The sequence below is a fragment of the uncultured Marinococcus sp. genome, assembly GCF_947493875.1.
Lineage (GTDB): Bacteria > Bacillota > Bacilli > Bacillales > Marinococcaceae > Marinococcus.
This window is the reverse complement of sequence record NZ_CANLSU010000005.1, coordinates 236,536-249,837: the sequence shown is the minus strand read 5'-3', so window position 1 is coordinate 249,837 and position 13,302 is coordinate 236,536. Positions and strand designations below refer to the sequence as shown.

Below are 13,302 nucleotides of genomic sequence, written 5' to 3'. Positions count from 1 at the left end.
TAAATTCTTAAGAAGATTAATATAAATTTTTAGTTAGATGGGAGAGTTTTTATGAATAGAAAAATAGCAGTAGTTGGGTTAGGCTACGTAGGACTACCAGTAGCTGTAGCTTTTGGAAAGAAACATAAAGTGATAGGTTTTGATGTTAATGAAGAAAGAATTCGTACTCTAAAAGAAGGAAAAGATTATACAGAGGAAGTTGAACCTGAAAATCTTAAAAAAGCAGATATAGATTTCACTACGGATTCGTCTGAATTGAGTAATGCTGACTTTATTATAGTAGCTGTGCCAACACCTATTAACGAAAATAAGCAGCCGGAACTACAACCAATGGTGAAAGCCTCACAGGCCATTGCTGAAAATATAAAAGAAGGTTCTATTATAGTTTATGAATCTACTGTTTACCCTGGAGTGACAGAAGAAATTTGTATTCCTGTATTAGAAAAATATTCAGGTTTAAAACAGGGAAAAGAATTTTTTGTAGGGTACTCTCCTGAACGTATTAACCCTGGAGATAAAACTCATACTTTTGCTCAGATAACTAAAGTGATATCTAGCGAAAATGAAGAAATTATGGACATTATCGAAGAAGTTTATTGCTCAGTAGTTAAGGCTGGAGTACATAGAGCGACTTCTATTAAAGTAGCCGAAGCAGCTAAAGTAATAGAAAATACACAAAGAGATTTAAATATTGCTCTAATGAACGAGTTGGCGGTTATATTTGATAGATTAAATATTAATACTAATGACGTTTTAAAAGCAGCTGGAACGAAATGGAATTTTCTCCCTTTTTCTCCGGGGCTAGTGGGAGGCCATTGCATTGGGGTGGATCCTTATTATTTAACATATAAAGCTAATGCAGTAGGGTATCACCCAGAAGTGATTTTGGCTGGAAGAAGGATTAATGATGACATGGGAAATTTTATTGCAACTTCGTTAATAAAGAAAATGATCCAAAAAAATATGCTTATACAAGGTTCCAAGGTGACAATTTTGGGTATAACTTTTAAAGAAAACGTTCCGGATTTACGTAATTCCAAAGTTATAGATGTTATAAATGAACTAAAAGAATTTGGTTTAGATATTCAAGTAACAGATGTAGAGGCTGACCCTACAGAAGCAAAAAAAGAATATAATATAAACTTAGTTTCATATGATAGTTTAGAGCCTGCTGACGCAGTAGTTTATGCGGTCCCACATGATGAGTACACTAGTCTTGAATGGAAAGAATTTAATAGCTTATTAAAAAATGGGGAAGGGATAATAGTAGATATAAAAAGCAAAATTGATATTGAAAAATGTCCAGAGGGCATTGATGTATGGAGTTTATAAATATAAAAAAAATTTGGGATAGAAAACAAATTTTTCTATATTCATATGATTCATTGAAACTAATATATACTTTAAAAAATTAACATTATATGTAACTTTATGTTTTGCAGTATTTATTTTTTATAGTACAGAATTTTTATTTTATATTGAGTTTTTTTACTTAAAATCCCCCATAACTAAAGAGGGTCTATTATGCGCAAATCAAGCTTCAAATTAAATGGTATACTAAGAATTACAGTATTTTCTTTATCTATAGTAATAGCTTTATTAATACTTATTGACCCCAATCTTCCAAGTGAAATGAATTATTTCCCGTTAGTCGTTTTAACATTTGGAATATGCTATTTAGTTTTTGGGAAAATGTCTTATTATATTCTTAACAATATTGGAATACTGGGTCTAAATATTACTTTAATAATAAGATATGTTTTTACTCCTTTTTTTATGTGGCTCAGTGGTTATTCAATAAGTAATGCCGTGAGCCCAAGTGTAGAAAACTACGAAACTGCTATTATTTTGATGATTTATGAAATAATAATCATATTTTTAGTAGTAGAAATACTTGCAAATAAGTTTTATAGGAAAGAATCTAATACCAACAAAATTAATGTGAACAGTAATTTTGTTGGTTCAATATTTTTAGCAATTACGATATTAATCGTATTAATTTATCCTAGTGTGCTAAGTAACTATTCATTTATTTTTACTTTTAATAAATTCGATGAAGGCCTGACGTCGAATCTCCCCTTGGGTTCTTTATTTCCACTCATGGTTTCTTTTTCTATAATGCTTTTCACCGTGAGTATAATAAATAAAACGTATTCATCTTATTTAAAAAAACCTAGTCCTGTGTATATTTATTTTTCTATTCTAGTTGTATTTACTTTTTCTTCTTTCATAGAAGGAACTAGTAGATTTAGTATAGTTATACCAATGGTTACTGGTATGTATTTAATTACTAGAATATATCCTGCTTTTAAATATAAGATATATAGTATTTGTGGTATTATCTTGTTGGGCATTGTTAGTATTACAACTCTAGTAAAGCAATTTGGTGTAAATTCATTTAATAGTATTAATAATAGTCAAATAAATAATATAGGAGAAGCAATAGGAGATTCTTTGCAATTATATTTTTCAGGGATACACAATGTTGCAGTCGCTGTAAAAACGAAAGAAAATTTTTCTCATATAATTAGCCCTAAAATGTTAATAGAAGATTTGAGTTCCTCTGTTATATTATTAAGTGATCAAGTTGCTTCTAATTTTGGTGTAGTGGAGATGTTTAATTATACTTTTCATAATAATACGAATTCAGTGGACCAAATAATCCCTATGATTGGGCAAGGGTACGTTTATTTTGGTTTCTTTTTTTCACCTTTATTTGTAATAATTTTCACTGTTTTGGTTATGTTTTTTGATAAAAAAAGTCGTGAGGCAGAATCTGTTTTTGAAGTTTACATTTTTTCCTACGCTTCTGTTAGGTTTGGTTTGTTTTTAATGTCTAACGCTATTGTGTTGACTTCTTTTATTACAAATTATTTTTTATTAATGTTGATTATAGTATTACTTAATAAAAAGATTATTTTTATTAAAAAAAACATGAGATAAACACATACAAAGTTTAATTGGAGATTCTAATATTATTTAAAATGAAGAGGTTTTATAAATACTATGTCAATAAATATCTCAAAGTCAGATGTAAAATGGAGTTATTTTAGTTTAATCTTATTTAATGGAATAAATTTGTTGTTGTTACCATTTATTTTAGCATATTTAACATCTCCAGAAGTTGGTTTGTGGTACACTTTTACTGCTGTTTCTAGCTTGGTTATTTTATTAGATCTTGGTTTTATGACCACTTTATCTAGAAATGTTACTTATATATGGGAAGGAGCAGAAGAAATTACTTCTTCTAGCTTCCAAGAGCTTTCTGTAGAAGATAAGAGACCGAATTATGAGTTATTTGTTAAGTTATTTCGAACAACTAAAATAATTTATCTATTTTTAGGTTTAACCATATTTATAGGTCTTTTAACAATCGGTAGCTATTATATAAAACAAATTTCTGTTTCAGAGTTACCTTTAAAAAATACTTTAAGTGCATGGATAATATATTCAACCGCTGTATTTCTACATATGAAATATGCCTACTGGAACCCCATTTTAAAAGGTATAGGCGCTGTGAAGCAAAATCAACAGATTTTAATATTCACAAAGTTAACTCAACTGTTATTTACGGTTATTTTTTTAATGTTGGGTTTTGGCCTTGTAGGGGTGAGTATTGCATATCTCACATCTATAGCAGTAAATAGAATTTTAGCTAATATAATGTTTTATTCTTATCAAAACAATAAAAATTATATTAAGCCTTTATTAAAAAAGAAAATGCACCGATTAGAGTACGTAAATATTTTCAAGAGGCTTTTACCCAATACTTATAAGCAAGCTTTAGTATCTATATCAAATTATATTAATCTACGTTCTACTACTTTATTAAGCTCTGCTTTTTTAAGTTTGAGTACTACTGCAGCCTTGGGTTTTACTCTTCAAGTTTTATCGTTGACGACTGTAGTAGGGAATACTTTTTTTAATACCTTTTTACCTCAATTTAATTCATATAGATTAAAACAAAAATATAGATTATTAAAAAGAACTTTTAAAAAAGCATTGGTAATTAATTATTCTATTATTTCGATATCTTTTCTTGCATTTTTTATTATTGCAGAAAAACTTTTAGAAGTTATTAATTCAAATGTAGAATCTTTACATTGGTCTTATACACTTGCCATAATGTTTTATATATTTTTATACAATAATCATACTGTTTTTGCAACCTTCATTGCTACCAAAAACGTTTTACCACATTATAGAGCTTTTATTATATCTAGTTTAGTAATTTTAATTATACAATTTTCTCTTTTGTATAATTTTGAAGCAAATTTATGGCATCTCATTCTTCCAATATGTATAGTCCAGCTACTATACAATAATTGGAAGTGGCCATTATTAGTGATAAAAGAATTAAATGAGATTAAATAAAAATAGGAAGATATCAAATACTATAGGAGTTTTACTCATGGAAAAAAAGAAAATTCTATTTGTAGTAAATAACTTTAATATCGGTGGACCACAAAAAAGTTTACTTTCACTTCTTTACAAAATAAATTTTGATTACTATGAGGTAAGCATCCTTTCATTGAGTGCCGAAGGAAAATTAATGAAACATTTACCTAATGAAGTTTCTGTAATAACACCTGATTCAACAGTGAATTATGCAATTCTTGCACCTAAAATATTTATCCGCAAAACAATAAAATTTCTTCTTTCTTCTAATTTTAAATTAGCGTTTAAAGCTATTTTAACTGTTCTCTTGGGCTTTATGAAAAAAAATATGACTGAACAAAAGCAAAAGTTTTGGGTTGAAAACAAAAAAAAACTGCCAAAATTAAATCAAGAATTCGATGTTGCTATAGGGGTTTCTGGCGGACATTCGATAATGTTTGTTGTGGACTGCGTGCGAGCCAGGAAAAAAATTGGATGGATTAGATCCGATTATAGGGTTTTAAAAAGAAACGTTGAAATAGATAGACCATATTTTCAGACGATAGATAGTATACTTTCTGTGTCTCATCTTTGCAAAAACATATTTTTGAGTATATTTCCTGAAACAGAAGAAAAAATAATTGTAATGTATAACGTTTCTCCTTTTAAAATGTATAGAAACATTCCGGTTAACACAAAGAGTATGAAAAAAAGTGAAGAAACAACTAACTTGCTAACTATATGCAGATTAGATCCTAATAAGGGCCTTGATTTGGCTATTGAAGCTTTAGAAATTCTTGTGAAAAAAAACAATAAAGTTGTATGGTACGTTTTGGGTGAAGGGTCTTATAGAAAAAAGTTAGAAAAAATGATCTACCAAAAAGGATTACAAAATTATTTTATACTATTAGGAGCCCATTTAAATACAGGTGAATTTATTAAAAACACTGATATTTTAGTTCATCCTTCTAGGTTTGAAGGTAAATCTAACGTAATAGATGAGGCTAAGCAATTATTAAAACCAATTGTTGCCACTAATTTTGAGACAGTACATGAACAAATTGTTCATGAAAAAACTGGCTTGATTTCTAATATGAACGCTAGAGATTTAGCAAAATGTATATTAAGGGTAAAAAAAGAAGACTATCTTGTGCAAAAGTTTAAAAGAAATTTAGCCTTCGATATGTATGACGACACAGAAAGCTTGAATATATTTCAAAAAATTATAGAGGAATAAATATCACTCCTAGAACTCGTAAGTTCATTAAATAATTTGTAGAAGGAGTAAATAATGAAAAAAAGAGGCCGAGAAAATTTTAATAAATATAAATCAGTTATAAATTTACTAGTGTTAATAAATAGTTATATTCCTAAAAATATGAATAAGATTCTATGGCTTTTTTTCTCTCAAACGAAAGGATTGCCCGGAATACTTATTAGGTATATCTTATTAAGAAATTTAACAAGATCGTGTGGTGACAATGTTTCTGTACATTCAGGTGTTTATATATTTGGAATTGAAAATTTATCAATAGGAAATAACGTTAGTGTGCACCCTATGTGTTATATTGAGGCTAATGGGGGCGTAGAAATTGGTAACGATGTATCGATAGCTCACGGGGTTACAATTATGTCCACCACTCACAATTACAAATTAAAAGACGTTCCCATTAAAGACCAAAAAATTTCAACTAATAAAGTTTTGATTTCGAATAATGTCTGGATAGGGGCAAAATCTACAATTTTATGTGGAATAAAATTAGGTTCTGGAAATATAGTGGCTGCCCACACATTAGTTACAAAAGATTTCATAAATGAAAATATCGTATTAGGTGGAATACCGGCTAAAGAAATTAAAAAAAGATAATAAAGATTAAGGTGGATGATAGTATGCAGACTCTTACGGTATTTACCCCAACTTACAATAGGGCTTATACATTAAAAAAGTGTTATGAAAGTTTAACTCGTCAAACATCTCAAGATTTTAAATGGCTCATTATAGATGATGGCTCTAACGATAACACAGAAGATTTAATCCAATCATGGATAAAAGAAAATAAAATAGAAATTAAATACGTTTACCAAAAAAATGCTGGAATGCATGCTGCTCATAATACCGCTCATAAATTAATTAAAACTGAACTGTGTGTGTGTTGTGATTCTGACGATTATTTAGCAGACGAAGCGGTTAGAAAAATAGTTAGTACTTGGAAAAATAAAGGTGGAAATAAGCACAGCGGTATTATTGGTTTAGATGCTAATCCGAATGATGAAATAAACGCGGAACTCCCACCTAAATTAAAAGAAACCACATTGTATGATCTTCGATATAAATATAAAATTAGAGGAGATTTCAAATTAGTATATAGAACAGATTTAATGAAAAAAGAATACTACCCAATTAATTCAGGAGAAAATTATTTACCAATAGGTTATAAGTATTTCAAGATCGATAAGGATTTCAAAATGATTACTTTAGATGAAATACTATGTTACGTGGAGTATTTACCAGATGGTGGAACTAATAATAAAATGAAATTATATGAAAAAGCACCGAAGGGTTTTGCTCATTATCGGAAGGAAGTAATGAAAGTAGCCCCTGATTTTTCAGTAAGGCTACGAGAAGCCATACATTATGTTTCAAGTAGCATTCTTTCGAAAAATAAAAGGTATATTCATGAAAGTCCTAAAAAGCTTGAAACAGTATTAGCTACACCAGCGGGTTTAGCATTATTTATTTATATCAAATGTCGAAATAAATCAAAGGAAAAATATGAATAAAAAAATCTTACAAGTTTGTGCTGTAGATCTGACAGTAGATAAACTACTAATGCCTCTAATATTAGAGTCGCGTCAAAATGGTTTTGAAACTGAAGTTGCTTGTAAAGATACTGGCTTAACAAATGGATTAAAAAAAGAAAATATTAATTTTTTTAATGTTAACATCGATAGGTCTATTAGTTTAATCTCAAATCTAAGTTCAATATTTGAATTATATAAGATAATGAAAAAAGGGAAATACGATATAGTTCATGTTCATACTCCGGTTGCAGCTCTAATTGCAAGAATTGCAGCTAAATTAGCTAGAGTAAATAAAGTTGTTTATACTGCTCATGGTTTTTATTTTCATGAAGAAATGTCTAAAAAAAAGTATTACTTTTTTTTCACGCTCGAAAAGTATGCAGCTAAATTTCTAACTGATTGGCTCCTGCTTCAAAGCATAGAGGACTATCAGTTAGCTTTAGAGAATAATTTTATTAGTTCAGATAAAATTATTCATTTAAGTAATGGTGTAGATCTAACAGATAAATTTAATCCTGAATTAATAAATCAAAACCACATATTGAAATTAAAAAAAGAGTTAAAAATAAATGATAAAGAAATAGTGTTTATTTTTATCGGAAGATTAGTGAAAGAAAAGGGAATTGTAGAATTATTGAAAGCTTTTGATAACGTAAGCAAATTTAATTCCAATGCTCGTTTATTGGTTATTGGTGATTTGCCCGCAAGCGAAAGAGATAAAGAAACATTTAAAGAAATCAATAATCTTTTAAATAAACCAAAAATAGATTATCTGGGTTTTCGTAAAGACACTGAACAACTTTTATATCTTAGTGAAGTATTTATCTTGCCATCATATCGAGAAGGACTACCCCGTTCGATAATAGAAGCTATGGCAATGTTAAATGCTATTATAGCTACTAACATTAGAGGCTGTCGAGAAGAAGTTCAACATGAAAAGAACGGTTTATTGATTAGGGCTAAATCCGTTGCTGATTTAGAAAAAGCAATAAACAAAATGATAAAAAATGAACATCAGAGAAAATTATATCAAAAAGAATCTAGAAAAATTGCCTTAAATAATTTCAATGAAGAAAAAGTTCTTTCAAAGCAAGTGGCTTTATTTAAAAAAATTACAAAAGGATAGAGATAAATTGAAAAGATTTATGGATTTAATATTAAGTGCTATAGGTCTGATCGTAACTTCACCGATTATATTAGGAACTGCTTTTTTTATAAAAAAGAAATTAGGTCCACCAGTTATATATAAGCAAGAACGTCCAGGCATTTATGGAAAACCATTTATTTTATACAAATTTCGAACTATGAGTGATGAAAAAAATTCCGTTGGAGAGTTATTACCTGATTATGAACGTTTAAAGGGTGGTGGAAAAATAATTAGAAAATTAAGTTTCGATGAATTGCCTCAATTAATAAATGTATTAAAAGGTGATATTAGCTTAGTTGGGCCTCGTCCTTTATTAATGGAATACTTAAACTATTATTCTCTACATCAAGCGAGAAGACATGAAGTAAGGCCAGGCATTACTGGTTGGGCCCAAGTTAACGGCCGTAATGCAATTAGTTGGGAAAAAAAATTCGAGTATGATGTGTGGTACGTGGAAAACCAGTCTTTGGGTTTAGATATTAAAATTCTTTGGTTAACTATAATTAAAGTCGTAAAAAGCGAAGGCATTTCTCAAAAAGGAGAAGTTACTATGCATAAATTTAAAGGAACTCAAAAACTCAAAAAATGATTAATGTAATATTAATAGGTGATGGGGGTCACAGTAGAGTTATCCAGTCAATGATAGAAGAACATCTTGAATTGAAATTAAAGGCCATAGTAGATATGAAGTTCAAAGAGTATGAAATAAAAAATCAAGTGATGCATGTCCCATTTGAGAAATTTTCAATACTAGAAAAAAATAATAGTAAATTTTGTATTGCTATCGGTAATAATAGAACAAGAAAGAAAATAATCGAAGATTTGTTGTTAAATACAGATGATTTTGTAACAATTATTGACAAATCAGCTGTTGTTAAATCGAATGTGTTAATTGGTAAAGGGACTGTTATAATGCCTAATGCAGTAATAAATCCTAATACTATTATCGGGAACCATTCGATTATTAATACAGGAGCCATCGTAGAACATGATAACAAACTAGATAATTATACACATATCTCTCCCGGATCTGTTTTAACTGGAGGAGTAACAGTTAAAGAAGGAGCCCAAGTGGCATCGGGGGCAACGATCATCCCGAATATAACTGTAGGGGAATGGGCTGTGTTAGGAGCGGGGAGCACAGCAATAAATGATCTCCCAGCATACTCTAAGGCTGTCGGTTCGCCTGCAAAACAACTAAAAAATTAAAGAAAAAGGAGTTATTATGACTGAACGCATACATCTTTCTTCACCTCATATGAGTGGTAAAGAACAAGATTATATTCAAGAAGCTTTTGATTTAAATTGGATAGCTCCACTTGGAAAAAACGTGAATGAATTTGAGAATAGTATTGCTGATTATGCTGGAACAGCCGGAGCATCAGTATTGACTTCTGGTACGGCAGCTATACATCTGGCTTTACGAATATTAGAGGTAGGTAAATCAGACAAGGTTATCTGTTCAACTTTTACTTTCGTAGCAAGTGCAAACCCTATTATTTATCAAGGGGCAGAACCAATTTTTATAGATTCAGAACCAGAGACTTGGAACATGTCTCCAGTAGCATTAAAAAGAGCTTTAGAAGAAGCTGAAAAAGAAGGAGAGTTACCCAAAGCTGCTATAATTGTAAATTTATATGGTCAAAGTGCGAAAATGGATGAATTAAAATTTATTTGTGATCGCTATAATGTCCCAATAATTGAAGATGCAGCAGAATCACTTGGTAGTGAATACAAAGGACAAAAAAGTGGTACTATTGGTAAGTTTGGAGTTTATTCATTTAATGGTAATAAGATCATAACAACTTCAAGTGGTGGCGCTCTAATTTCTAACGATAAAGCTGCTTTAGAAAGGTCGCGTTTTCTGGCCACTCAATCAAGAGACAAGGCTATGCATTATCAACATAGTGAAATTGGTTATAATTACAGGATGAGCAATATTCTAGCTGGAATAGGACGGGCACAATTAGAAATACTAGAAGAACGAGTTTTGCAAAAAAGAATGGTTTTTGAGAATTACAGACAAAATTTAGAAAATAATCCTGGTTTTGAATTTATGCCAGAATTATCGGAAACTAAGTCTAATCGTTGGTTAACTGCGTTAACGATAGATCCACTTGAAACGAATGTAACTCATTTACAAGTAATTGAAACTTTAGGTATGAATAATATTGAAGCTCGTCCGCTTTGGAAACCTCTTCATTTACAACCTGTATTCAAGGATAAAAAATTCTACTCCCACTCTCCAGAAGAATCAATCTCTGAATCATTGTTTCAAAAAGGTTTATGCTTGCCCTCAGGAACTAATATGTCTTGGGAACAGCAAGAGAAAATCATAGAAATTATTAATTCACTAAATAAAACTATGTGATTTCTTTTGAATTATTTTTTAGCACCGCTGATTGTAAAATTAAGCTAGACAACGAAAAAGATCACTCGTGATACACTCGATATGAATTTCCGACCAAAGAAATCATAGGAGTGATCACGAATGACCTACACCCATCTTAGCACGAATGAAGTCGTCCTGATAGAAGCGTATGCGCAGAAGGAAATCCCTGTTTCCCGGATGGCCAGGCAGCTCGGGCGTGCCCGTCAAACGATCCACAACGTCGTGACTTATTTACGGGAAGGGTATCGGGCCATCGATTATGTTCAGCGGTATCAAGCCAATAAACAGCGTTGTGGTCGAAGACCAACGGTCTTATCGGAAACCGACCAGGCCTATGTCACCGAAAAAATCAGCGAGGGATGGACCCCCGATGTCATCGCCGGACGCCAGGAGCGTCCGCTGCCCTGTTCCGGACGAACCCTATACCGCCTATTCGAGCGACGGGTGCTAGATCGAAACGCTTTGCCGATGAAAGGAAAGCGAAAACCGAACGGATATCAGGAACGCCGGGGAAAACAGGCGTTTGGCCGGACATTGACGGACAGAAACCGGGATTATCCGGCCTTTCGGCAGGAATTCGTGCACCTGGAAGGAGACACTATTGTGGGCCGTCACCATCAAAGTGCCGTGATCACTCTGGTCGAGCGCTTGTCGAAAGTCATTATTACCCTGCAACCAGCCGGCCGCACGGCCAGGGATATTGAAACCACGCTGCACCGGTGGTGCAGCTGTTTCCCGAAACACCTGTTCAAATCTATCACTTTTGACTGTGGCAAGGAGTTTTCCAACTGGCGGTCCATCAGCAACAGCCATGACCTTGCCATTTATTTTGCGGATCCAGGAACCCCATCCCAACGCGGGTTAAATGAACATTCAAACGGCCTGCTCCGAAAGGACGGTCTGCCCAAGCACATGGATTTTCAGGACGTCGATCAGTCGTATGTTTCCGCCGTGGCCTCCCGAAGAAATCATATCCCAAGAAAATCATTAGACTATTGCACCCCGTTGGAAGTATTCATGAGGTACATGGAGATCGATGCTTTGTCTAACTTAATTTGACGATTTAAACACGTTAAAAATTTTGTAGTGAGTTATTTTTGTTTTTGTTACTATTACTAATTATTAGATTTGTCGCTTATATTAAAAACATATAACGAGAATTTAGATATACAATAATAGACTCGCAATAAGAAAATGAAATTTTAGTTGGAGGATTATATGAAGGAATCAATTAGTGTACTGGAAATTTTAAAAATAGCTAAAAAACACATGGGTTTAATTTTTTCTATTGTTTTGATTACTCTTATTGTAGGAGCTATAATTACTTTTTTCGTTCTAACACCACGTTACCAAGCTTCTACTCAAGTGCTAGTCAATCAATCTCAAAATGAAAATGAAGAGTTGACTACTACAGATTTGCAATCAAGCCGGGAATTGATTAGTACATATAATGTAATTATGACTAGTCCGGCTATATTAGAACCAGTTTTAGAGAAAACTAATTTCCAAAGTTCAACAAGTGATTTACGTTCTAAAATAAGTGTTACAGCAGAAGAAGAATCTCAAGTGGCCACAGTAACCATAGAAGATACTTCTCCACAAAAGGCTGTAAAATTAGCGAATACTTTGGCTGAAACTTTTGAACAAGAAATCTCTACTATTATGGATGTAGACAACGTAAGCATCTTGTCTCAAGCTAAAATAGCTGAAAGTAATACCCCAGTTTACCCTCAACCTGTGTTAAATTTATTTATATCTTTGATGATAGGGTTAATTTTAGGTGTTAGTCTAGCTTTTATGATAGAATTTCTAGATAAATCAATTAAAAATGAAGAAGATATTACGGAAGAACTAAGCTTACCTATTTTAGGAACTATTCCGATAATAGATAAAAAAGATTTTGATTGAAAATAAAACTTTATATGGTTGCTGGTTGAAGGAACACGGGCTCACCCAGCAGGCCAAGCAGACCAAAGTTGTGCTAACCGAATTTGGCAGCTAGGCAACCATGCTTGGGGCCGTGGCGCTCCTGCTCGTAGAGCTGTTTCAGCCGCAGTAAATGGGAGTGTTTCTTACAAAACATTCACCATTCATGACTAACTTTCCTCTCTTTTGGGAATAGAGGGAGGAAAGGAGTTGTCATAGATGAGAAACACGTTCATTGCAGCCCAGGTCCGCTCGGAGCGCTGGGAAGACATCGGCTCTCTTTTTCGTGATAGTGCAATTGTTAACTTCGAACAGGCAAAGCAGCGAAAGGAAGGATTACTTATTCCTTTCTTTTACGACGAATATATGATGTGGAAGCCGGAAACGTACGAGCTGCTGGAGGAACTGCAGGGGCGCCCGGTACACATAGAGGAGCTGGCCTCCTGCCGTTTGACCGGTTTTCGACACGAATTGGTGCTGTCGATCACCGATTGGGAGATTACCCCGGAAGGCATCATGGCCAGGCAGTACCAGAGTCACGAAAAAACGACACCCAATGCGCAGCTGATATAAATGAGAGAAGGCAGGACCCGGTTCGGGTGCTGCTTTTTTCGTGCAGGCATCATATCGTTTTCGGTGTGAGGTTCATGTTAGAATG

Annotated in this window: 13 protein-coding genes; all 13 read left to right on the top strand. The window is 32.5% G+C overall.

The window, feature by feature from the left end:
• Positions 1-51: 51 nt before the first annotated feature.
• The 13 genes from Q0757_RS11680 to Q0757_RS11620 all read left to right on the top strand — a co-directional run bounded on the left by Q0757_RS11680 (position 52) and on the right by Q0757_RS11620 (position 13,217).
• Complete coding sequence (locus Q0757_RS11680) at positions 52-1,332, top strand: nucleotide sugar dehydrogenase (protein WP_298787507.1); 1,281 nt, start codon at positions 52-54, stop codon at positions 1,330-1,332.
• 192 nt (positions 1,333-1,524) lie between these two features.
• Positions 1,525-2,943, top strand: a complete 1,419-nt coding sequence (locus tag Q0757_RS11675; RefSeq protein WP_298787505.1) for a hypothetical protein — start codon at positions 1,525-1,527, stop codon at positions 2,941-2,943.
• A 63-nt stretch (positions 2,944-3,006) separates the two neighbouring features.
• Positions 3,007-4,374 (top strand): O-unit flippase-like protein, encoded by a 1,368-nt coding sequence (gene wzx, locus Q0757_RS11670; protein ID WP_298787503.1) that lies wholly within the window; start codon positions 3,007-3,009, stop codon positions 4,372-4,374.
• Between the two features lie 37 nt (positions 4,375-4,411).
• Positions 4,412-5,614, top strand: a complete 1,203-nt coding sequence (locus Q0757_RS11665; RefSeq protein WP_298787502.1) for a glycosyltransferase — start codon at positions 4,412-4,414, stop codon at positions 5,612-5,614.
• Between the two features lie 54 nt (positions 5,615-5,668).
• A complete protein-coding gene (locus Q0757_RS11660; RefSeq protein ID WP_298787500.1) occupies positions 5,669-6,244 on the top strand; it encodes an acyltransferase in 576 nt (191 codons plus the stop codon).
• A 23-nt stretch (positions 6,245-6,267) separates the two neighbouring features.
• Positions 6,268-7,158, top strand: coding sequence for a glycosyltransferase family A protein (locus tag Q0757_RS11655; protein ID WP_298787498.1), 891 nt, complete (start codon positions 6,268-6,270; stop codon positions 7,156-7,158).
• Positions 7,151-8,305, top strand: coding sequence for a glycosyltransferase family 4 protein (locus Q0757_RS11650; RefSeq protein ID WP_298787496.1), 1,155 nt, complete (start codon positions 7,151-7,153; stop codon positions 8,303-8,305). The genes Q0757_RS11655 and Q0757_RS11650 overlap by 8 nt, the downstream gene beginning before the upstream one ends.
• A 19-nt stretch (positions 8,306-8,324) precedes the next feature.
• Positions 8,325-8,915 (top strand): sugar transferase, encoded by a 591-nt coding sequence (locus tag Q0757_RS11645; RefSeq protein ID WP_298787606.1) that lies wholly within the window; start codon positions 8,325-8,327, stop codon positions 8,913-8,915.
• Positions 8,912-9,535: an acetyltransferase gene (locus tag Q0757_RS11640; RefSeq protein WP_298787494.1), complete on the top strand. Its 624-nt coding sequence runs from the start codon at positions 8,912-8,914 to the stop codon at positions 9,533-9,535. The genes Q0757_RS11645 and Q0757_RS11640 overlap by 4 nt, the downstream gene beginning before the upstream one ends.
• Before the next feature lie 16 nt (positions 9,536-9,551).
• The gene (locus Q0757_RS11635) at positions 9,552-10,697 is read left to right on the top strand and encodes an aminotransferase class I/II-fold pyridoxal phosphate-dependent enzyme (RefSeq protein WP_298787492.1); all 1,146 of its coding nucleotides are present in this window, start codon (positions 9,552-9,554) and stop codon (positions 10,695-10,697) included.
• A 120-nt stretch (positions 10,698-10,817) separates the two neighbouring features.
• Complete coding sequence (locus Q0757_RS11630; protein ID WP_298787490.1) at positions 10,818-11,777, top strand: IS30 family transposase; 960 nt, start codon at positions 10,818-10,820, stop codon at positions 11,775-11,777.
• Positions 11,778-11,936: 159 nt separating this feature from the next.
• Positions 11,937-12,626, top strand: a complete 690-nt coding sequence (locus Q0757_RS11625; protein WP_298787488.1) for a YveK family protein — start codon at positions 11,937-11,939, stop codon at positions 12,624-12,626.
• Positions 12,627-12,863: 237 nt separating this feature from the next.
• A complete protein-coding gene (locus Q0757_RS11620; protein ID WP_298787485.1) occupies positions 12,864-13,217 on the top strand; it encodes a hypothetical protein in 354 nt (117 codons plus the stop codon).
• Positions 13,218-13,302 lie beyond the last annotated feature (85 nt).